Annotated in this window: 18 protein-coding genes; 11 read left to right on the forward strand and 7 right to left on the reverse strand. The window is 60.5% G+C overall.

Annotated features, from left to right (window positions below):
* Window positions 1-125: 125 nt before the first annotated feature.
* Complete coding sequence (locus ACWR1S_RS27540) at window positions 126-1,601, reverse strand: inorganic phosphate transporter (protein ID WP_034153067.1); 1,476 nt, start codon at window positions 1,599-1,601, stop codon at window positions 126-128.
* A gap of 374 nt (window positions 1,602-1,975) precedes the next feature.
* Entirely contained in the window at window positions 1,976-2,176 is a 201-nt protein-coding gene (locus ACWR1S_RS27545; protein ID WP_008080067.1) for a hypothetical protein, read from the reverse strand.
* Window positions 2,177-2,828: 652 nt separating this feature from the next.
* On the opposite strand from ACWR1S_RS27545, the gene pcaR reads away from it, so the two are divergent.
* The 11 genes from pcaR (at window position 2,829) to pcaC (ending at window position 13,871) form a co-directional block, all read left to right on the forward strand.
* On the forward strand, window positions 2,829-3,671 hold the full coding sequence (gene pcaR / locus ACWR1S_RS27550; RefSeq protein ID WP_007917109.1) for a pca regulon transcriptional regulator PcaR: 843 nt from the start codon (window positions 2,829-2,831) through the stop codon (window positions 3,669-3,671).
* A 294-nt stretch (window positions 3,672-3,965) separates the two neighbouring features.
* Entirely contained in the window at window positions 3,966-5,312 is a 1,347-nt protein-coding gene (locus ACWR1S_RS27555) for an aromatic acid/H+ symport family MFS transporter (RefSeq protein WP_454565707.1), read from the forward strand.
* 288 nt (window positions 5,313-5,600) lie between these two features.
* Window positions 5,601-6,458: a CoA transferase subunit A gene (locus tag ACWR1S_RS27560; protein ID WP_016982818.1), complete on the forward strand. Its 858-nt coding sequence runs from the start codon at window positions 5,601-5,603 to the stop codon at window positions 6,456-6,458.
* Window positions 6,458-7,237 (forward strand): CoA-transferase subunit beta, encoded by a 780-nt coding sequence (locus ACWR1S_RS27565; RefSeq protein ID WP_158957043.1) that lies wholly within the window; start codon window positions 6,458-6,460, stop codon window positions 7,235-7,237. Before ACWR1S_RS27560 ends, ACWR1S_RS27565 begins: the two co-directional genes overlap by 1 nt.
* On the forward strand, window positions 7,234-8,439 hold the full coding sequence (pcaF, locus tag ACWR1S_RS27570) for a 3-oxoadipyl-CoA thiolase (RefSeq protein ID WP_258709367.1): 1,206 nt from the start codon (window positions 7,234-7,236) through the stop codon (window positions 8,437-8,439). Before ACWR1S_RS27565 ends, pcaF begins: the two co-directional genes overlap by 4 nt.
* Before the next feature lie 36 nt (window positions 8,440-8,475).
* The gene (gene pcaH / locus ACWR1S_RS27575; protein WP_016982815.1) at window positions 8,476-9,180 is read left to right on the forward strand and encodes a protocatechuate 3,4-dioxygenase subunit beta; all 705 of its coding nucleotides are present in this window, start codon (window positions 8,476-8,478) and stop codon (window positions 9,178-9,180) included.
* A 1-nt stretch (window position 9,181) separates the two neighbouring features.
* Window positions 9,182-9,748 carry a protocatechuate 3,4-dioxygenase subunit alpha gene (gene pcaG, locus ACWR1S_RS27580; RefSeq protein WP_454565708.1) on the forward strand — a complete coding sequence of 189 codons (567 nt, stop codon included), beginning with the start codon at window positions 9,182-9,184 and terminating at the stop codon, window positions 9,746-9,748.
* Window positions 9,749-9,958: 210 nt separating this feature from the next.
* Window positions 9,959-11,254, forward strand: a complete 1,296-nt coding sequence (locus ACWR1S_RS27585) for an MFS family transporter (protein WP_034153075.1) — start codon at window positions 9,959-9,961, stop codon at window positions 11,252-11,254.
* A gap of 45 nt (window positions 11,255-11,299) precedes the next feature.
* Window positions 11,300-12,664: a 3-carboxy-cis,cis-muconate cycloisomerase gene (locus ACWR1S_RS27590; protein ID WP_454565709.1), complete on the forward strand. Its 1,365-nt coding sequence runs from the start codon at window positions 11,300-11,302 to the stop codon at window positions 12,662-12,664.
* A 12-nt stretch (window positions 12,665-12,676) separates the two neighbouring features.
* The gene (gene pcaD, locus ACWR1S_RS27595) at window positions 12,677-13,465 is read left to right on the forward strand and encodes a 3-oxoadipate enol-lactonase (protein ID WP_454565710.1); all 789 of its coding nucleotides are present in this window, start codon (window positions 12,677-12,679) and stop codon (window positions 13,463-13,465) included.
* Window positions 13,466-13,478: 13 nt separating this feature from the next.
* Entirely contained in the window at window positions 13,479-13,871 is a 393-nt protein-coding gene (gene pcaC / locus ACWR1S_RS27600; protein ID WP_041070503.1) for a 4-carboxymuconolactone decarboxylase, read from the forward strand.
* 107 nt (window positions 13,872-13,978) lie between these two features.
* Here the strand turns inward: pcaC and ACWR1S_RS27605 are convergent, their stop codons facing one another.
* From ACWR1S_RS27605 to ACWR1S_RS27625, 5 genes are all read right to left on the reverse strand, one after another.
* Window positions 13,979-14,782 carry a methyltransferase domain-containing protein gene (locus ACWR1S_RS27605; RefSeq protein WP_454565711.1) on the reverse strand — a complete coding sequence of 268 codons (804 nt, stop codon included), beginning with the start codon at window positions 14,780-14,782 and terminating at the stop codon, window positions 13,979-13,981.
* Between the two features lie 279 nt (window positions 14,783-15,061).
* The gene (locus ACWR1S_RS27610) at window positions 15,062-16,321 is read right to left on the reverse strand and encodes an OprD family porin (protein ID WP_454565712.1); all 1,260 of its coding nucleotides are present in this window, start codon (window positions 16,319-16,321) and stop codon (window positions 15,062-15,064) included.
* Window positions 16,322-16,734: 413 nt separating this feature from the next.
* The gene (gene emhC / locus ACWR1S_RS27615; RefSeq protein ID WP_422608405.1) at window positions 16,735-18,195 is read right to left on the reverse strand and encodes an efflux RND transporter outer membrane subunit EmhC; all 1,461 of its coding nucleotides are present in this window, start codon (window positions 18,193-18,195) and stop codon (window positions 16,735-16,737) included.
* On the reverse strand, window positions 18,192-21,341 hold the full coding sequence (gene emhB, locus ACWR1S_RS27620; RefSeq protein WP_454565713.1) for an efflux RND transporter permease subunit EmhB: 3,150 nt from the start codon (window positions 21,339-21,341) through the stop codon (window positions 18,192-18,194). Before emhB ends, emhC begins: the two co-directional genes overlap by 4 nt.
* Before the next feature lie 3 nt (window positions 21,342-21,344).
* Window positions 21,345-22,502: an efflux RND transporter periplasmic adaptor subunit gene (locus ACWR1S_RS27625; protein WP_454565714.1), complete on the reverse strand. Its 1,158-nt coding sequence runs from the start codon at window positions 22,500-22,502 to the stop codon at window positions 21,345-21,347.
* Window positions 22,503-22,586: the final 84 nt, after the last annotated feature.

Genomic DNA, 22,586 nt, shown 5'->3' on the forward strand with positions numbered 1-22,586 from the left:
ATCCCAATCCCAATCCCAATCCCAATCCCAATCCCAATCCCAATCCCAATCCCAATCCCAAAACCCCAAACACAAAAAAAGGCGCGATCCTCTCGAATCGCGCCTTTCTCATGTCCCGCTTTCTATCAACTACCCAACGCCTTCGACGCCAGCCAGAACAACCCGGCCGACAGCGCAACCGTCGCCGGCAAGGTCAATACCCAAGCCAACAGAATGGTGCGAACCGTGCCACCCTGCAGACCGCTCTTGTTAGCAACCATGGTGCCCGCCACGCCCGAGGACAGAACGTGAGTGGTAGAAACCGGCAGGCTGAAGATGTTGGCCATACCGATCAAACTGGCCGTGGTGATCTGCGCAGACATGCCCTGGGAATAGGTCATGCCCTGCTTACCGATCTTCTCACCGATGGTCAGAACAACGCGTTTCCAGCCAACCATGGTGCCCAGGCCCAGAGCCAGTGCGACCGCCAGAATCACCCAGAACGGGGCGTATTCGGTGGTAGTGGTCAGGTCTTTGCGCAATTTGTCGAGGTCAGCCTTTTCACGAGGTTCCAGGCCCGGCAACTTGCCAACCTTTTTCGCGGTGTCGTCCAGGCAGAGCAGGTAACGACGCACTTCGATGCGGCTTTCCGACGACAGCGAGTGGTAGTCCGCGACACCTTTAAGGGTGTGCAGCAGGGCGCTGATGGTCGGTTCGGTCTGCTGCGGGTTGCAGCGGAATTTCTCCGGCAGGTCGCCTTCCACGCTCTTGCCCAGGGCGAGGAATTCACCCAGCGAATCGGCGTTGCGCTGGTAGAACTGACTCAGGTGCAGGGTCGCATCGCGGGTGCGTTCGATCTGATACGTGGTGCTGTTCAGGTCGAGAACGAACTGTGCAGGCACGATACCGATCAACACCAGCATGATCAGGCCGATGCCTTTCTGGCCATCGTTGGAGCCGTGCACGAAGCTCACGGCCATGGCCGAGATCACCAGGACCAGACGGTTCCAGAACGGTGGATGCTTCTTGTCGTCGATCTTGCGGCGCTGTTCCGGTGTCTTGTGCATCTTCGACAGCGGGCGCCACCACTTCAGGCCGATCAGGATCAGCGCGGCGATCAGGAAGCCGGCCATCGGCGAGAACACCAGCGAGGCGCCGATGTCGATCGCTTTCTGCCAGTTCACGCCGTCGGCCAACGGAATGTCGTTGATCAGGGCGTTGGCCAGGCCGACACCGAGGATCGAACCGATCAGGGTGTGCGAGCTGGAAGCCGGGATACCGAAGTACCAGGTGCCCAAATTCCAGGCGATTGCCGCGGCGAGCAACGAGAACACCATTGCCAGGCCATGGCCGGTGTTCACATTGATCAGCAGTTCAACCGGGAGCAAATGGACAATGGCATACGCCACGCCAACGCCGCCCAGCAGCACGCCGAGGAAATTGAACACACCGGAAAAGAACACCGCCAGGTGGGGCGGCATGGCTTTGGTGTAGATAACAGTGGCTACCGCGTTAGCGGTGTCATGAAATCCATTGATGAACTCGAAGGCGAGGACAAACGTCAGGGCGAGCAAGAGGCTCACAAGCACCCAAGCATCCAGTCCGCTGAATAAATCGATCATGAAGGTTTTCTGACCCGGTCGTAAGGGGGCGCGATTATGCCAGAAAAGACTGGAAATCGATCCCCTACCTGCTCATCGGTTACACACTTCTTCGATTTAATTTGTTGCAGCGCATGAAAACCCAGCGCAGTGCAGGGTTTTTCAAGTCTTTGATTTATATAATAAAAGACTCATTTCGCAGGCGATTTCATCGTCGCGGAGAGGTCTCGAACGCTTGTCTGAAATATCTGTGAAACCTGTAGGACGCCCGTCCTCAGTCTGCCAGATCGGATGATGGCCGCTGCCCGCGGGTAGCGGGCGCGCAAGGCATCGTCGTTCCACCGCGCTTGTAACCGGTGTGGACGTAAAACCTTCAACGATCCAAAGAAAGTGCCTCAAGGCTCTTCGGCTTTGAGTTCCTTTTCGATCTTTTCGATTTCTTGCTTGAAGACCTGATCCTGAACGGTCGGGCGTTTACGCCACGCTTTGCGTTCCGGTTCGGGCTGAGCGGCGTAGGTGGTGACTTCCCCGCCGTAAACTTCCTTGTAACGTTGTTCCTGGCGCTCAAGTTCCGCGCGCAGTTCGTCTTTCGTCACAGTGCTACCTGTATGAGTTGAGTTAAGTGTCTGGTGAAACGCACTGCAACGAATCGATTGAACGAAGCCACCGAGCATCCAGCACCTGAACAGGCATTGGTGTAATCGGTGGGGCGATCAAGACTTCCGTGTTACAGGCGGCTACGGCACCAGATAAAAACTGACGCAGCATCAGTTTCCTGTTTCAGCGAGCGCAGGCATTGCATGAGTGATGCGCGTCAGGCGCTGGCCGGGCTGTTGGCGATGGACATCGCCTCAGCGGGTGACGACCCCGGTGATTAAAGACAAGGCGTCACTGAGTTGCATTATAGCGGTCGATTCAGGAATGACTATCTTTGCCAAGTTAAAAACGGTTCTGGATGTGTGATTGTTTTGTGACTGGCAACTTTTGTCACTAGTTGAAGTGCGTGGCGGCCATTATTGGGCGAGCGATCGGTTTTTGGCGCCATTTAGTCGAACAACTAAGGCCGTGATTCGGATAGCCGCCGAAGTTGAGTAAACCCCGCAAAGGGCTTGAGACGGCCTGAACAGTGGATTGCGATTATCGGTCGACGGTTCGATAATCGCCCAATCTTGAAGGCTCAATGCTTGTGCATTGATCGGCAAGTCGCTTGTATAGCCCATTGATCCGTGCCGTATAGAAGGACAAGAAATGAACGATCAAATGCGCAACTCTTTCACCTCCGTGGCGCCGCCGATCGTCGCCTCACCGGCCAAACGCATCCAGGCGCTGACCGGTGATCCGGACTTCATGACCTCGCTGGCCCGGGGCTTGGCGGTGGTGCAGGCGTTTCAGGAGCGCAAGCGCCATCTGACCATCGCCCAAATCAGTCACCGCACGGAAATTCCCCGCGCCGCCGTGCGCCGTTGCCTGCATACCTTGATCAAACTCGGCTACGCCACCACTGACGGTCGCACCTATTCATTGCTGCCCAAGGTGCTGACCCTTGGCCACGCGTATCTGTCGTCGACGCCGTTGGCAGTATCCGCCCAGCCGTACCTCGACCGCATGAGCGAGCAACTGCATGAAGCCTGCAACATGGCCACGCTGGAAGGCGACGACATTCTCTACATCGCGCGTTCGGCGACCACCCAGCGGCTGATTTCGGTGGATCTGTCGGTGGGCGGGCGTTTGCCGGCGTACTGCACGTCGATGGGGCGAATTCTGCTGGCAGCGCTGGACGATACGTCGTTGCGTGAGTACCTCGATCACGCCGAACTCGTCGCCAAGACCAGCCGCACGATCCATACACCTGATGCCTTGCTCGAATGCCTGCAGGAAGTGCGGCAGCAAGGCTGGTGCATCGTCGATCAGGAACTTGAACAGGGTCTGCGTTCGATTGCCGTGCCGGTCTACGATGCTTCCGGCCAAGTTGTCGCGGCGCTCAACGTCAGCACCCACGCCGGTCGCGTCAGCCGTACCGAGCTGGAACAGCGCTTCCTGCCGGGCCTGCTCAGTGCCAGTCGCGACCTGAGTGCGCAGTTATTCGCCTGATGAAGCTGTTCGATAAACGCACAGTGTTGCGTTTATCGAATTGACGCTAAAACCCTCGGATCATTAATGTCGCGGCAGCGTCATCCGGCGCTGTTGTGAATGAGCCCGCCGGACTGTCGACTCCCATAATAATGACAAGAGGCAACTCACCATGCGCACGCTCCCCGACTGTCTCCGCTCCATCCCCTGTTGCCGGGTTTCCCGCGACGCCTGATCCAGACCTTCTATTCTTGTGACCGTGCCGCGTTTAGGCCGGCCGCCGTTCGACTGCGTTTTTTGCGTGGAATAAAAATAATGAACCAGCCTCAGTCCGCTGTAGGTAACTGCCTCGACGTGCAGACCTTCATCAATGCCCAATCGATCTCGCGCTATCAGTGGCGGGTGGTGATCCTGTGTTTCCTGATTGTCTTCCTCGATGGCCTCGACACCGCGGCGATGGGCTTCATTGCCCCGGCGTTGTCGCAGGACTGGGGCATCGACCGCGCCAGCCTCGGCCCGGTGATGAGTGCCGCGCTGATTGGCATGGTCTTCGGCGCACTCGGTTCCGGCCCTTTGGCTGACCGCTTCGGGCGCAAAGTCGTCCTCGTCGGCGCGGTGGTGCTGTTCGGTGCCTTCAGTCTGGCGTCGGCGTACAGCAGCAACGTTGAACAACTGCTGGTGCTGCGCTTCCTGACCGGTCTGGGACTGGGTGCGGGGATGCCGAACGCCACCACACTGCTCTCGGAATACACCCCGGAACGCAAGAAGTCGCTGCTGGTGACCAGCATGTTCTGCGGTTTCAACCTCGGCATGGCTGGCGGCGGGTTTATTTCCGCCAAGTTGATTCCGGCGTTCGGCTGGCACAGCCTGCTGATGATCGGCGGGATCTTGCCGTTGATCCTCGCCGTGGTGTTGCTGTTCTGGCTGCCAGAATCGGCGCGCTATCTGGTCGTGCGTAACCGTGGCACCGACAAAGTGCGCAAGACCCTGGCGCCGATCGACCCGGTCACCGTCGCCCAGGCCTCCAGCTTCAGTGTGCCGGAGCAAAAGACCGTCAAGGCACGCAACGTATTCGCGGTGATCTTCTCCGGCACCTACAGCACCGGCACCTTGCTGCTGTGGCTCACGTATTTCATGGGCCTGGTGATCGTTTACCTGCTGACCAGTTGGCTGCCGACGCTGATGCGCGACAGTGGCGCGAGCATGGAACAGGCGGCGTTCATCGGTGCGTTGTTCCAGTTCGGCGGGGTATTGAGCGCGGTCGCTGTGGGATGGGCGATGGACCGCTTCAATCCGCACAAGGTCATCGGCATTTTCTACCTGCTGGCCGGGGTGTTTGCCTACGCGGTAGGGCAGAGCCTGGGCAACATCACGTTGCTGGCGACCTTGGTGCTGGTGGCCGGCATGTGCGTGAACGGTGCGCAATCGGCGATGCCGTCGCTGGCGGCGCGGTTTTATCCGACGCAGGGGCGGGCGACCGGGGTCTCGTGGATGCTGGGGATTGGCCGCTTTGGCGCGATTCTCGGGGCGTGGATGGGCGCGACCTTGTTGGGCCTGGGCTGGAATTTCGAGCAGGTGCTGACGGCGTTGGTGATTCCGGCGGCGTTGGCGACAGCTGCGGTGCTGATCAAGGGCATGGTCAGTCATGCGGATGCAACCTGAGTATCAGCGCATGATCGTTCCCACGCTCTGCGTGGGAATGCCTCTAGGGACGCTCCGCGTTCCGGCCTTTGAAAGGGACGCGGAGCGTCCCGGGCTGCGTTCCCACGCGGAGCGTGGGAACGATCAACACGAACCGATAGGCTGACAACAATCTGTTCGATAAACGAACACTCAGTCGATTATCGGATTGTTTGGCACATTTCCCAGGCTTAATCTGCAGTGACTCCGGCGCTGAACCTCGCGCCTTTTTATCACTGGCGATCCATTACAAAAACAGGAGCCCGCTCCATGGCTGAGATCCTTTCGCTGCACGACGCGGTGAAGCAATTCGTCAACGACGGCGACACCGTCGCACTCGAAGGCTTCACTCACCTGATCCCTACGGCCGCGGGTCATGAAATCATTCGTCAGGGCAAGAAAGATCTGACGCTGGTGCGGATGACGCCTGACCTGATCTACGACCAACTGATCGGTGCCGGTTGCGCACGCAAACTGATTTTCTCTTGGGGCGGCAACCCGGGCGTGGGTTCGCTGCACCGTCTGCGCGACGCGGTCGAGAAGCAATGGCCGCACGCTCTCGAAATTGAAGAGCACAGCCACGCTGACTTGGCGAATGCCTACGTCGCCGGTGCTTCCGGCCTACCGTTCGCGGTGCTGCGTGCCTACGCCGGCTCCGACCTGCCGAAGGTCAATCCGCTGATCAAGACCGTGACCTGCCCGTTCACCGGTGAAGTGTTGGCGGCCGTGCCGTCGGTGCGCCCGGACGTGACTGTGATCCACGCACAGAAAGCCGACCGCCAGGGCAACGTGCTGCTGTGGGGCATTCTCGGCGTGCAGAAAGAAGCCGCTCTGGCCGCCAAGCGCTGCATCGTCACCGTGGAAGAAATCGTCGACAACCTCAATGCACCGATGAATTCTTGCGTATTGCCGACCTGGGCCTTGAGCGCGGTTTGCCACGTGCCCGGTGGTGCGCATCCGTCCTACGCCCACGGTTACAACGAGCGCGACAATCGTTTCTATCAGGCGTGGGATCCGATCGCCCGTGACCGTGAGACGTTTACCGCGTGGATCAACGAATACATCCATGGCTGCGCTGACTTCAGCGCGTTCCAGGCCAAGTTGGCCGCTGCTTCGGAGGCCAAGTAATGACTTACACCACCAATGAAATGATGACCGTCGCAGCGGCCCGTCGCCTGAAGAACGGCTCGGTGTGCTTCGTCGGTATCGGCCTGCCGTCGAAAGCCGCCAACCTCGCGCGTCTGACTTCTTCGCCGGACGTGGTGCTGATCTACGAATCGGGTCCGATTGGCGCTAAGCCAAGCGTGCTGCCGCTGTCCATTGGTGACGGCGAACTCGCTGAAACCGCCGACACCGTTGTGCCGACCGGTGAGATTTTTCGCTATTGGCTGCAGGGCGGGCGCATCGACGTCGGTTTTCTCGGTGCCGCGCAGGTCGACCGTTTCGGCAACATCAACACCACCGTGGTTGGCGATTACTTCTCGCCGAAAGTGCGCCTGCCGGGTGCCGGTGGCGCGCCGGAGATTGCCGGTTCGGCGAAAAGCGTGTTGATCATCCTTAAACAGTCGGCGCGTTCGTTTGTCGACAAGCTCGATTTCATCACCTCGGTCGGTCACGGCGAGGGCGGCGATTCGCGCAAACGTCTGGGCCTGCCGGGCGCCGGGCCGGTCGGCATCATCACCGACCTGTGCATCATGGAGCCGGAAGAGGGCACCCACGAATTCGTGGTCACCGCACTGCACCCGGGCGTGACCCGCGAGCAAGTGGTCGCGGCCACCGGTTGGGCGATTCGTTTTGCTGACAGCGTTGAAACCACCGCTGAACCGACTGAAGTCGAACTGACCGCGCTGCGCGATCTCGAAGCGCGCACGGCCGCCGCCCACGGCCAGGCACCGGGAGAAGCATGATGCGTGACGTTTATATCTGCGACGCGATTCGCACCCCGATCGGCCGTTTCGGCGGCGGTTTGTCCGCCGTGCGTGCCGATGACCTGGCCGCCGTGCCGATCAAAGCCCTGATGGAACGCAATCCCTCGGTGGACTGGAACGCCATCGACGAAGTATTCCTCGGCTGCGCCAACCAGGCCGGCGAAGACAACCGCAACGTCGCACGCATGGCGCTGCTGTTGGCCGGCCTGCCGGAAAGCGTACCGGGCGTGACCCTCAATCGTCTGTGCGCTTCGGGCATGGACGCGATCGGCACGGCATTCCGTGCGATTGCCAGTGGCGAGATGGAGCTGGCGATTGCCGGCGGTGTCGAGTCGATGTCCCGCGCGCCGTTCGTGATGGGCAAGGCGGACGCGGCGTTTTCGCGCAACATGAAGCTGGAAGACACCACCATCGGCTGGCGTTTCATCAACCCGTTGATGAAGGCGCAGTACGGCGTCGATGCGATGCCGCAGACCGCTGACAACGTCGCCGACGACTATAAAGTCTCGCGCGCCGATCAGGACGCTTTCGCCCTGCGCAGCCAGCAACGTACCGCCGCCGCGCAGGCCGCCGGTTACTTCGCCGAAGAAATTGTTGAAGTACGGATTGCCCACAAGAAGGGCGAAACCGTGGTCAGCCAGGACGAACATCCGCGCGCCGATACCACGATTGAAGCGTTGACCAAGCTGAAACCGGTCAACGGCCCAGACAAAACCGTCACCGCCGGCAATGCTTCTGGCGTCAACGACGGTGCCGCTGCGCTGATTCTGGCTTCCGCCGAAGCGGTGAAAAAACACGGTCTGACCGCCCGCGCGAAGGTGCTCGGTATGGCCAGCGCCGGAGTCGCGCCGCGAGTGATGGGCATCGGCCCGGTGCCGGCGGTGCGCAAATTGATCGAGCGCCTGGGCGTCGCGGTCAGCGATTTCGACGTGATCGAACTCAACGAAGCATTTGCCAGCCAAGGCTTGGCGGTGCTGCGTGAACTGGGTCTGGCCGATGACGCTGCGCAGGTCAACCCGAACGGCGGGGCGATTGCCCTCGGCCATCCATTGGGCATGAGCGGTGCGCGTTTGGTGCTGACCGCGCTGCATCAGTTGGAAAAGACCGGTGGCAAGAAAGGTCTGGCGACCATGTGCGTCGGTGTCGGCCAAGGTCTGGCCCTGGCCATCGAACGCGTCTGACGCAAGCCGTGACGAAAAAGAACAGAGGAAAGCGACATGTCTGACAAGCCTGGTTACCGTCGTCCGCAGGAAGGCACTCAGCCTGAGTACCTGCACCCGACGTATCAATCCACCAACCTGCGCTCGCCGTCGAAGCCGTTGGTGTTTCTGCCGCACTCGCTGTCGGAAATCACCGGCCCGACCATCGGCGCCGAACGAGTGGGCGACACCGATAACGACCTGACTGCCCAGCATGAGGGCGAGCCGCAGGGTGAGCGCATCATCATCCACGGCCGCGTGCTCGACGAAAACGGTCTGCCGGTGCCGGGGATTCTGGTGGAGATCTGGCAGGCCAACGCCGCCGGCCGCTACAACCACAAGCGCGACCTGCACGACGCGCCGCTGGACCCAAACTTCACCGGTACCGGTCGCACCGTCACCGATGCTGACGGCTGGTATCAGTTCCAGACCATCAAGCCCGGCGCTTATCCGTGGGGTAACCACCACAACGCCTGGCGCCCGGCGCACATCCACTTTTCGCTGTTCGGGCCGAGCATCCTTACCCGACTGGTCACGCAAATGTACTTTCCGGGCGACCCGCTGCTGGCGTACGACCCGATCTACAACTGCGTGCCGGACACCTCGGCCAAGGAACGCCTGATCGCCCGTTTCGATCTGGAAAAAACCATTCCGTCCTACGCCCTCGGTTATCGCTGGGACATCGTGCTGCGCGGGCGTGAAGCCACGCCGATGGAGAAATAAGATGACGCTGACTGCGACCACGTCCCACACCGTCGGGCCGTATTACCACATCGGCCTGACCTGGCTGAACCGTGAAGACCTCACCGTCGAGCAAACCCTCGGCGAGCGCGTGGCGATCACCGGGCAGGTGTTGGATGGCAACGGCGATGTCGTCAACGACGCCATGCTCGAAGTCTGGCAGGCCAACGCCGCCGGCAAGTACGACCACCCGGAAGACGAGCAGGACAAACCGCTCGATCCGAATTTTGAAGGCTTTGGCCGGGTGCCGGTGGATGCTGAAGGGCGCTTTCGTTTCACCACGATCAAACCAGGCACGGTTGAGGGGCTGAAAGGCTCGACTCAGGCGCCGCATCTGGTGGTGCTGGTGTTCGCCCGTGGCTTGGTCAAACACTTGATGACGCGGATCTACTTTGAGGGCGAGCCGGCCAACGTTGATGATCCGTTACTCGAATGTGTGCCGGCCGAGCGTCGCAGCACGTTGCTGGCCAAGCAGGACGCCTCGGGTGTTTACCAGTGGAATGTGATTCTGCAGGGCACTGACGCCGAAACCGTGTTCTTCGATTATTAAAATCAAAAGATCGCAGCCTTCGGCAGCTCCTACATGATCGTTCCCACGCTCTGCGTGGGAATGCCGCCATGGACGCTCCGCGTCCACCGTGACGCGGAGCGTCACCGGATGCGTTACCACGCGGAGCGTGGGAACGATCGATGTAGGATGTGGAACGGGACTGTTGCAAAGTATGTCTAGACTCTCACTGTCCCTATCGAGTGAAAAACAATGACAACCACCACCTCTCATTACACCGGTGAAGAGCGCAGCAAGCGCATCTTTGCCATTGTCGGCGCCTCGTCCGGCAACCTCGTCGAATGGTTCGACTTCTACGTCTATGCCTTTTGCGCAATCTATTTCGCCCCGGCGTTTTTCCCCTCCGACAACCCGACGGTGCAACTGGTCAACACCGCTGGCGTATTCGCTGCCGGCTTCCTGATGCGCCCGATCGGTGGCTGGATTTTCGGCCGGGTCGCCGACAAGCACGGGCGCAAGAATTCGATGCTCATCTCGATTCTGATGATGTGCTTCGGCTCGTTGCTGATTGCCTGCTTGCCGACCTATAAAGACATCGGCGTCTGGGCGCCGGTCCTGCTGTTGTTCGCCCGTCTGCTGCAAGGTCTGTCGGTCGGCGGCGAGTACGGCACCACCGCGACCTACATGAGCGAAGTCGCCCTCAAGGGGCAGCGCGGATTTTTCGCCTCGTTCCAGTACGTGACGCTGATCGGCGGCCAACTGCTGGCGGTGTCGCTGGTGGTGGTCCTGCAACAGTTCCTGACTGAAGACGATCTGCGCGCCTACGGCTGGCGGATTCCGTTTGTGGTCGGTGCGGTGGCGGCGCTGATTTCGCTGTTCCTGCGTCGCAGCTTGAAAGAAACCACCAACAAGGAAACCCGCGCGCACAAAGACGCTGGCAGCATCAGCGCACTGTTCCGCGATCACAAAGCCGCGTTCATCACCGTGCTTGGTTACACCGCCGGTGGCTCGCTGATTTTCTACACCTTCACCACCTACATGCAGAAGTACCTGGTGAACACCGCCGGCATGCACGCCAAGACCGCCAGCTACATCATGACCGGCGCGCTGTTCCTGTATATGTGCATGCAGCCGCTGTTCGGCATGCTCGCCGACAAGATTGGCCGACGTAATTCGATGCTCTGGTTCGGCGCGCTCGGCACGCTGTTCACCGTGCCGATCCTGCTCAGCCTGAAAAGCGTCAGCAGCCCGTTCCTCGCGTTTGTGCTGATCACCGTGGCGCTGGCGATTGTCAGTTTCTACACCTCGATCAGCGGCCTGGTAAAAGCCGAAATGTTCCCCCCGGAAGTCCGCGCACTTGGCGTTGGTCTGGCCTACGCGGTGGCGAACGCGATCTTCGGCGGTTCGGCGGAATTCGTCGCCCTGAGCCTGAAGAACATCGGCATGGAAAACTCCTTCTACTGGTACGTGACGGCCATGATGGCGATCGCCTTCCTATTCAGCCTGCGCTTGCCGAAACAAGCGGCGTATTTGCACCACGATCTCTAACCCGAAGCGCGCGGGCCGCCTCGGCCCGCGCCGGCAAGGACTTTTATGACTCAGCGACCGGGCAATCAATTGTTCGATGCCTATTTCACTGCCCGCGATATGCGTGACGTGTTCTGCGATCAGGGCCGCGTGCAGGCCATGCTCGACTTTGAAGCAGCGCTGGCGCGGGCCGAGGCGCGGGTCGGGTTGATTCCAGCTTCCGCTGTGGCACCGATTGCGGCGGCGTGCAGCGCCGGTCTGTATGACTTCGCGGCGTTGGGGGAGGCGATTGCCACGGCTGGCAACTCAGCGATTCCGCTGGTCAAGGCGTTGGGTAAACAGATTGCCGCGACCGAGGCCGAAGCCGAGCGTTATGTGCATTTGGGGGCGACCAGTCAGGACGTGATGGATTCCGGGCTGGTGCTGCAATTGCGTCAGGCGCTGGAATTGATTGAAAACGATCTGGCACAACTGGCTGCTTCTCTCGCCAGCCAAGCGCAACGCCATGCAGCGACGCCGCTGGCCGGACGCACCTGGCTGCAACACGCGACGCCGGTAACGCTCGGGATGAAAATCGCCGGATGGTTGGGCGCTGTGACTCGCAGCCGTCAGCGTCTGCGTGAACTCAAACCACGCTTGCTGGTGCTGCAATTCGGTGGCGCGTCCGGAACCCTTGCAGCACTGGGCGATCAGGCGTTGCCGATTGCCCAAGCGCTGGCCGACGAACTGCAACTGACCCTGCCGGAACAACCGTGGCACACCCAGCGCGATCGCGTAGTGGAGTTCGGCGCGGTGCTCGGTTTGATCGCTGGTAGCCTCGGCAAATTCGGCCGCGACATCAGCCTGTTGATGCAGACCGAAGCGGCTGAGGTGTTCGAGCCGTCGGCACCGGGCAAGGGTGGTTCGTCGACCATGCCGCACAAACGCAATCCGGTGGGTGCCGCGGTGTTGATCGGCGCAGCGACGCGGGTGCCGGGTCTGGTCTCGACGCTGTTCAGTGCGATGCCGCAGGAGCACGAACGCAGCCTCGGTTTGTGGCATGCCGAATGGGAAACCTTGCCGGAGATTTGCTGCCTGGTGTCGGGTTCGCTGCAACAGGCACGCTTGCTGGCCGATGGCCTGGAAGTCGACGCCGCGCGCATGTCGCGCAATCTCGAATTGACGCAGGGGCTGGTGCTGGCTGAAGCCGTGAGCATCGTCCTCGCCCAGCGTGTCGGCCGCGACACCGCGCATCACTTGCTCGAACAATGCTGCAAACGCGCGGTGGCCGAGCAGCGCCATTTGCGCGACGTGCTCGGTGACGAACCGCAAGTCACCGCCGAGTTGAGCGGCGCTGAACTCGATGATCTATTGAACCCCGCCCATTACCTCGGTCAGGCGAAAACCTGGGTCGAGCGCGCGGTGGCCGAACACAACGCATTGTCTGTCTGAAAGGAGAGGGCTGTGGCTTTCGTTCAACTCGCCGATGGCGAACTGCACTATCAAATTGAAGGCCCGGTCGATGCGCCGGTGCTGGTGTTGTCCAATTCGTTGGGCACTGACTTGCACATGTGGGACGCGCAGATGCCAGCGTTCACCGAGCATTTTCGCGTGCTGCGTTTCGATACTCGTGGTCACGGCAAATCGCTGGTGACGCCGGGGCCGTACAGCATCGAGCAACTGGGCCACGATGTACTCGGTCTGCTGGATGCACTGCACATCGAGCGCGCGCATTTCTGCGGATTGTCGATGGGCGGGCTGATCGGGCAATGGCTGGGGATCAATGCCGGGCATCGTCTGCACAAACTGATTGTCTGCAACACGGCAGCCAAAATCGGTGATCCATCGGTGTGGAATCCACGCATCGAAACGGTGCTGCGTGACGGCGCGGCGGCGATGGTTGCCCTGCGTGATGCGTCGATTGCCCGCTGGTTTACTCCGGACTTTTCGGCGGCGCATCCGGCGGCGGCCAAACAGATTACCGACATGCTCGCGGCCACCTCGCCGCAAGGTTACGCGGCCAATTGCGCGGCGGTGCGTGATGCCGATTTCCGCGAGCAACTGGCGTCGATCAACGTGCCGTTGCTGGTGATCGCCGGCACTGAAGATGCGGTGACGCCGCCGTCCGGTGGGCATTTTATTCAGGAGCACGTGCGCGGTGCCGAGTACGCCGAGTTCTATGCGGCGCATCTGTCTAACGTGCAGGCCGGTGCAGATTTCAGTGATCGTGTCTTGGCGTTTCTCAACGCTTGATAAGGGGATTTTCGTGGACGAGAAACAACGTTACGACGACGGTATGCAAGTGCGCCGCGCGGTACTGGGTGATGCGCATGTCGATCGCAGCCTGACCACGCTGACCGAGTTCAACTCGGAGTTTCAGGAAATGATCACCCGGCATGCCTGGGGCGATATCTGGACGCGTCCGGGCTTGCCTCGGCACACGCGCAGTTTGATCACTATCGCCATGCTGATCGGCATGAATCGTGAGGGCGAGTTGAAACTGCATTTGCGTGCGGCGGCGAATAATGGCGTTAGCCGGGGCGAGATCAAGGAAGTGATCATGCAGAGCGCGATTTATTGCGGGATTCCGGCGGCGAATGCGACGTTTCATCTGGCTGAATCGGTGTGGGATGAGCTTGGGATTGAATCCCGAGAATAGTCGTTGGCCGGGCTGACGCCATCGCGAGCAGGCTCACTCCTACATTTGGAATGCGTTCCCCCTGTAGGAGTGAGCCTGCTCGCGATAGCGGTAGCGGCCGTGACGAATCAAACCCTGGCCACAATAAATATCCGCTTGAACGCAAACAACGTATGCCCATTCGCCTCCTGCGGATACTGCGCATGCACCCGCATCAGGTAGTGATAGATAAACCGCGTCTGTTCCGCCGGGCTCAGTGCCTGCATCACCGGCCGCAGCGCCGAGACCTTCACCCAGTCATACACCGGTGACTTGCCGTCGACCACTTGCAACTGCTCGGTTTCCCAGATATCCAGCGACGAGGTCATGGGCGCGAGCAAACGGTAGTAATCCTCCAGTGACAACAACGGTCGCGCCGCCATGCGCTGACGCAGTTGCGGTGTGCCCAATGGCGTGCCGCCAAGGCCGCCGTCTTCGAGGGTGTCGAGCATCAGTCGATACCACAACGCATCGCGCCAGTCTGGCATGTGCGCCGCCAGACAACCGCCGGGGTTGAGATGGCCGAGCAGGCGCGGCAGCAACGTCTCATGGCCACCCATAAAGTGCAGCACTGCGGCGGCGAGCAGTAGATCTGCCGGTTGCTCCGGTTGCCAGTCGAGCAGATCGCAATGTTTCCACAACGCTTTGACCGGCAGACAGCGCGCTTCGTCGAGCATCTGCGCGGAGCTGTCGATTCCCTGCAACTGCGCACGCGGCCAGCGTTTGGCCAACAACTGCGTGGCAATGCCGGTGCCGCAGCCAAGGTCGTAAATGCGTTGCGGGTTGGGCAGGTCGACGCGGTCGAGCAATTCATTGACCGGCCGTTGCCTGAGGCGGGAAAACTGCTGGTACGCCTTTGGGTCCCAGTCGGGTGTTGCGAGACGAGAGATCATTGAGGTGGTCCTCCGGTGATCGTTGGTGTCTTCCGATGACAACCTGGCTCACTGCTTGAGGACCGACTACGACGACGGAAGCGGAAAGGGTGAAGCTCCTGAGTCCTTCAGGTTTTGTCACTCTACCCCCCGGCCAGTAAAGTGCCACTTCTCCTGATCAGTGGCGCAGATTCAAATGTAGGAGTGAGCCTGCTCGCGATAGCACCCGTTCAGCCACCATTGATGTGACTGACAGACCGCTATCGCGAGCAGGCTCACTCCTACAGTTTTGATCGGTGTTTAAAGGAGGCTGATCGGGTAGCTGACGATCAAGCGGTTCTCATCGAATTCGTTGTTGCTGAAATCCCGGCGCATGGTCGAGTTGCGCCATCTGAAGTTCAGATCCTTCAGCGCACCGCTCTGCACGGTGTAACCCAGCTCCGATTCGCGGCCCCATTCCTTGCCGTCGGTGATCGTCCCGGTGTGCACGTTGTCGCCGCTGATATAGCGGTTCATCAGGGTCAGGCCGGGCACGCCCATGGCGGCGAAGTTGTAGTCGTGACGCAACTGCCAGGAGCGTTCCTGCGCATTGTCGTAGCTGGCGTTGTAGCTGTCGTTGGCCAACGTGCCGCCGCTGGTGCCGTTGACGCGCATCCACGCGCTGTCGCCGGTGAGTTTCTGCAGGCCGACGTAGAAGGTGTTGCCGCCGTACTTCGCCGAGAACATCCCCGACCAGGTTTTGTTGTCGAGGTCTCCAGCGCGGGCGCTGCCATCGTCCTTGCCGTAGAAGAAGCCGAGGTTGGCGCCCAGAGTCCAGTCGCCCAGCGGTTGGCTATGGATCAGGTTGACGTATTGCTGGCTGTAGATGTCTTTGAGTTCAGCATTCCACAGGCCGATCTGTGTGCGTTTTTCGTTGAAAACGTATTCACCGCCCTGAAAGTTGAAGCGATCAGAGGTGAACGCCGCTTTGCCGGTCATCGACATGTCGCTCATGCTGCTGTCGTCGCGCGGGCTGTTGGCGCGGAACTGGCCGCCGTAGAGGGTCAGGCCGTCGATTTCCTTGGACGTGATCTGCCCGCCACGGAAGGTCTGTGGCAGCGAGCGGCCATCGTCCGAACGCAGGATCGGCAGCACCGGCATCCACTCGCCGACTTTCACTTCGGTCTGCGAAAGTCTGGCTTTGAAGGCGACGTTGGTGCGACCGAAGTTGTCCGCCGGGCGGCCGTCGTGATCCAGCGGCAGCAACTGCGTGCCCCCCGTGCCTTTACCGCCATCGAGCTTCACCGAATACAAGCCGAGTACGTCCATGCCGAAGCCGACGGTGCCCTGGGTGAAGCCGGATTTGGCGTCGAGAATGAAGCTCTGCGTCCACTCTTCAGCCTTGCCCTGCGCTTTGGTCGGGTTGGTGAAGTTGCGGTTGATGTAGAAGTTGCGCAGGTTCAGGTTGACCTTGGCCCCTTCGATGAAACCGGCCTCTTCAGCCGCAGCGGGCATCGCCGCGCCGGCCAGGGCCAGGGCGATCAGACCGGGAAATGCGTAAGGCGCAGGGGAGGTTGTCATAGCTGGGGTCTCTCTTGTTTTTTTAAGGCGAACGGGGGCGCTGCCACCGGTTTTCGGGGTGCAGACATGAAAAGTGTTCAGAGGTAAAACGACGGCAATCAGCCGGACGGGGCAGGGCGCGGGAGCATGGTGTCGAACCTGTTGTTATTGGTTTTGTGGAGCGAATGGTGCGGGGCGCGGATGTATTGATTCAATTGGTAAAAGCGGGTTCTGGGCGATTATCGAACGCAAGATTAAGTTGGATTTTATGGTGTCTGTGAGGGCCTCTTCGCGAGCAGGCTCGCTCCCACATTTGGTAGGCGTTCCCCTGTGGGAGCGAGCTTGCTCGCGAAGGGGCCAGCCCAGACAACACACCTTTCTGCCAGGCAACAAAAAGCCCACCAATCGGTGGGCTCCTTGTATTCAGCCGATGATCAGAACAGCTTCATCTTCGGCGCTTCTTCTTTCAGCGGTTCGTTCTGCGCGGTTTGCGCATTCCAGCCACCGCCCAGGGCCTTGTACAGGTTGACCGCACTGGTCAGCTGCGCGAGGCGGTCGGTGATCAGCGCTTGTTGCGCGCTGAACAGCTGACGCTGGGCATCGAGGAAGGTCAGGTTGCTGTCGACGCCGATGCGGTAGCGACGTTCGGCCAGGCGGTAGTAATCCTGGTTGGCCTGCACGAAGTCACGCTGCGCTTGCAACTGCTCGGTGTAGGTCTGGCGTGCGGCCAGGCCGTCGGCGACTTCCTGGAAGGCCGTTTGAATGGACTTCTCGTAGTTCGCCACGCCAATGTCCTTCTGGATCTTGGCGGCGTCGAGGCTGGCGCGCAGGCTGCCGGCGTTGAAGATCGGCAGGTTGATCTGCGGCTGGAACAGCCACGTCCCCGAACCACCCTTGAACAGGCCGGACAGGTCCGGGCTCAGGCTGCCCGCGTTGGCGGTCAGGCTGATGCTCGGGAAGAACGCGGCACGGGCCGCGCCGATGTTGGCGTTGGCCGCTTTCAGGTTGTACTCGGCTTGCAGAATGTCCGGACGACGTTGCAGCAGGTCCGAAGGCAGACCGGCCGGTACGTCGCTGAGCAGGTCATCCGACAGCGGTTTGGCCGCTTGCAGATTGGCCGGGATACCGGTGCCGAGCAGCAGGGTCAGGCTGTTCTCGTCCTGTGCCACCTGGCGGGTGTAACGCGCCAGTTGTGCACGAGCGTTTTCGACCGAAGTGCGCGACTGCGCCAGGTCCAGTGCCGAAGCCACACCGACTTCGTTGCTGCGGCTGGTCAGCTTGTAGCTTTCTTCGAAGGCACCGAGGGTGTCTTGGGTCAGCTTGAGCAGTTCCTTGTCCGCTTGCCAGGTCAGGTAAGCATTGGCGACGCTGGCGACCAGACTGATCTGGGTGCTGCGGCGCGCTTCTTCAGTGGCGAAGTATTGTTGCAGCGCTTGTTCGCTCAGGCTGCGAACGCGACCGAACAGGTCGAGTTCGTAGGCGCTGATGCCGACAGTGGCCGAGTAGGAGCTGGTGATGCCTGCTTCACCGGTCTGCGAGGCACGGGCCGGAACCCGCTGACGGCTGCCGCTGGCATTGGCCGAAACCGCCGGGAACAGATCGGCACGCTGGATGCGGTATTGAGCCGCATAGGCGTCGATGTTCAGCGCCGCGACGCGCAGGTCGCGGTTGTTTTCCAGGGAGACCTGGATCAGCTGTTGCAGCGCCGGATCATGGAAAAACTGCTTCCAGCCTTGCTCGGCAGCGGCCTGCGCCGGTGCCTGGGCCGGCGAATACGCCGGCCCCTGCGGGTACTGACCTGCGACCGGAGCCTCAGGCTGCTGATAGTCAGGTATCAGCGAGCAACCGCTCAGCACGAAGGCGGCGACTGCGATGGAGAGTAGCGACTTGCTCATTGGCCAGCCTCTTTAGGAGTTTCAGTAGCTTCATCCTCGTCAGCGATCTTACGCTGGCCGATGGACGAAACCGTAACGAAGAACAGTGGGACCCAGAAGATCGCCAGGATCGTGGCCGTGAGCATACCGCCAATCACGCCCGTACCGATCGCATGTTGACTGCCTGAACCGGCGCCCGTGGAGATCGCCAACGGTACAACACCGAGGACGAAGGCCAGCGAGGTCATGATGATCGGTCGCAGACGCATACGGCAGGCTTCGATCGCCGCGTCACGCAGGCTGCGTCCCTGTTCATGCAGTTCCTTGGCGAACTCGACGATCAGAATGGCGTTTTTAGCTGCCAGACCGATGGTCGTCAACAGACCTACCTGGAAGTACACGTCGTTGGACAGACCGCGCAGGCTGGTGGCCAGCAAGGCACCGATGATCCCCAGCGGTACCACGAGCATAACCGCGATCGGAATCGACCAGCTCTCGTACAGCGCCGCCAGACACAGGAACACCATCAGCAGCGACAGGGCGTACAGCGCCGGCGCTTGCGAGCCGGACAGACGTTCCTCATAAGACAGGCCCGTCCAGGAGATACCGACACCGGCCGGCAGCTTCTTGGCAATCGCTTCGACTTCGGCCATCGCATCACCGGTGGAGTAACCCGGCGCCGGAGAACCGAGGATCTCCATCGCTTCTACACCGTTGTAACGTGCCAGTTTCGGCGATCCGTAGATCCACTCGCCCTTGGCGAACGCGGAGAACGGCACCATGGTCCCGGCGCTGTTGCGCACGTACCACTTCTTCAAGTCTTCAGGGCTCATGCGAGCACCGGCCTGACCTTGCACGTACACCTTCTTCACCCGACCACGGTCGATGAAGTCGTTGACGTAGCTACTACCGAAGGAGATCGACAGGGTGCTGTTGATGTCGGCAATGCTCACGCCGAGGGCCTGGGCCTTCTGATCGTCGATTTCCAGGTGGTATTGCGGCTCATCGTTCAAGCCGTTCGGACGCACCTGATAGAGCACCTTGCTCTGCGCTGCCAGACCGAGGAACTGGTTGCGCGCTTCCATCAGTTTTTCGTGACCGATACCGGCACGGTCCTGCAGGAACACGTCGAAACCGGTGGCGTTACCCAATTCCAGTACCGCTGGCGGGGCGAAAGCAAACACCATCGCGTCGCGGAAGCTGAAGAAGTGTTGCTGCGCACGCTGAGCGAGGGCGAACACGCTGTTGCTCGCGTCACGCTCGTCCCACGGTTTGAGCATGATGAACGCCAGACCCGAGCTCTGACCGCGACCGGCGAAGTTGAAGCCGTTCACGGTGAACACCGAGGCGACCGCGCCGGATTCTTTCTCCAGCAGGTAGGAACGCATTTCGTCGATCACGACTTGCGTACGTTCGGCACTGGAACCGGCCGGGGTTTGCACCTGGGCGAACAGTACGCCCTGGTCTTCTTCCGGCAGGAACGCGGTCGGAATACGGGTGAACAGCCAGATCATGCCAACAACGATCAGCAGATACGCCAGCAGATACGGGGCTTTGCGCGACAGCATGTTGCCAACGCCGCGCTCGTAGCTGCGAACGCCACGGTCGAAGTTACGGTTGAACCAGCCGAAGAAGCCTTTTTTCGGCGTGCCATGCTCGCCTTTCGGAATCGCCTTGAGCATGGTTGCGCAGAGCGCCGGGGTGAAGATCAGCGCGACCAGTACCGACAGGGCCATGGCCGAAACGATGGTGATCGAGAACTGCTTGTAGATCACACCGGTGGAACCGCTGAAGAACGCCATCGGCAACAGTACCGCCGACAGAACCAGGGCAATACCGACCAGTGCGCCCTGGATCTGGCCCATGGACTTCTTGGTCGCCTCCTTCGGTGACAAGCCTTCTTCGCTCATCACCCGCTCGACGTTTTCCACCACGACGATGGCGTCGTCCACCAGCAAGCCGATGGCCAGCACCATACCGAACATGGTCAGGGTGTTGATGCTGAAACCGAACGCCGCGAGGATGCCGAACGTACCGAGCAATACCACCGGCACGGTCATCGTGGTGATGACGGTGGCGCGGAAGTTCTGCAGGAACAGGAACATCACCAGGAACACCAGCACGATTGCTTCGACCAGGGTTTCAACCACACCCTTGATCGATTCGGTTACCACCGGGGTGGTGTCGTACGGGAACACCACTTCCATGCCTTGCGGGAAGAACGGCTTGAGCTCGTCAATCGTCTTGCGCAGGGCTTTGGCGGTGTCGAGGGCGTTGGCACCGTTGGCCAGTTTCACCGCCAGACCGGACGATGGCTTGCCGTTGAACTGTGCCGAAATGGTCGAGTTCTCACCGCCCAGACCGACATCGGCCACATCACCGACGCGCACTTGCGAGCCGTCCTGATTGACCTTGAGCAGAATCGCCTTGAACTGCTCGGCGGTCTGCAGACGGGTCTTGCCGATGATTGTCGCGTTCAGTTGCTGGCCTGGCAGCGCCGGCAAACCGCCGAGCTGACCGGACGACACCTGGACGTTCTGCGCCGAGATGGCGGAGCTGACATCAGCCGGGGTCAGGTTGTACTTGTTCAGCTTGGCCGGGTCGAGCCAGATGCGCATCGCGTACTGGGCACCGAAGACCTGGAAGTCACCGACACCGGCGGTCCGCGAGATCGGATCCTGCATGTTCGACACGATGTAGTTGGACAAGTCGTCCTTGGTCATGCTGCCGTCACGCGATACCACGCCGATGACCAAGAGGAAGTTTTTCACTGCCTTGGTCACGCGGATACCTTGTTGCTGCACTTCCTGCGGCAACAGCGGGGTGGCCAGGTTCAGCTTGTTCTGAACCTGTACCTGCGCGGTGTCGGAGTTGGTGCCTTGCTCGAAGGTCGCGGTGATGGTCATGCTGCCGTCGGAGTTACTTTCCGAGGACACATAACGCAGGTTGTCGATACCGTTGAGTTGCTGCTCGATCACTTGGACCACGGTGTCCTGCACGGTTTGCGCCGAAGCGCCCGGGTAGGTCACGGAGATCGCAATGGCCGGCGGCGCAATGCTCGGGTACTGGTTGATCGGCAATTTCAGAATCGAAAGTGCCCCGACCAGCATGATCACCAAGGCAATTACCCAGGCGAAAATCGGACGGTCGATGAAGAATTTTGACATGAGTTACTCCCCTTTGCCGCCAGCGGCTTTGTCAGCAGGCTGAGCGGGGGCCGGGTTCTTTTTCGCTACGTTGGTGGCTTCGGTCGGGTTCACTTGTACGCCCGGACGAACGTATTGCAGGCCTTCGGTGATCAGGCGATCGCCGGCCTTCAGGCCGTCTTCGATCAGCCACTGGCTGCCGACGGTGCGGCTGGCCTTGAGCTGACGCAGTTCGACCTTGTTGTCGGCGCCGACGACCAGTGCGGTCGGGGTGCCTTTGAGGTCGCGGGTCACGCCTTGTTGCGGCGCCAGAATGGCCGCAGCGTTGACGCCGGCCTGCAGCTGGGCGCGAACGAACATGCCCGGCAGCAGGGTGTGATCCGGGTTCGGGAATACTGCGCGCAGGGTTACGGAACCGGTAGTCGGGTCGACCGTGACTTCGGAGAATTCCAGCTTACCGTCGAGCTTGTACTGACTGCCGTCTTCCAGAGTCAGTTTGACCGCTGCCGAGTTTTCGCCGGATTTCTGCAGGCGACCGCTTTCCAGCTCACGACGCAGTTCCAGCAGTTCAACCGAGGACTGGGTGACGTCGACGTAGATCGGGTCCAGTTGCTGGATCGTCGCCATCGCGTCGGTCTGGCCATTGCTGACCAGTGCGCCTTCGGTCACCGAAGAACGACCGATGCGACCGGAGATCGGCGCGTAAACCTTGGTGTAACGCACGTTGATCTGCGCGCTCTGCAGCGACGCTTCAGATTCCATGCGGTTGGACACGGCGGTGTCGTATTCCTGGCGGCTCACGGCCTGCTCGTCGACCAGTTGCTTGTAGCGGTCGGAGATCGACTTGGTCGAACGCAGATTGGCTTCGGCGCTTTTCAGGGTCGCTTCATAGACCGACGGATCGATCTGATACAGCTGCTGGCCGGCTTTGACATCGCCGCCTTCCTTGAACAGACGCTTGAGAATGATGCCGTTGACCTGCGGTCGAACTTCCGCGATGCGGAACGCACTGGTGCGGCCCGGCAGTTCGGAGGTGAGGGTAAAGGCTTGTGGTTGCAGGGTGACGACGCCGACCTGAGGCGGTGGAGCGGCCGGTGCCGCTTCTTCCTTTTTACATCCGCTGAGCAGCGATGCCAGGGCGACGGCAGTGACCAGAGCGGTAACAGCTGGCTTGAATTGCATGAAGATCCTCGGGTCAGGCGCGCAAAGAGCGCACAAGAAGTGTGTAAGGGTAAAAAAAGGATACCGGGTGGATAAGTAGCTTGC

This window comes from Pseudomonas sp. AIG (genome assembly GCF_977020205.1).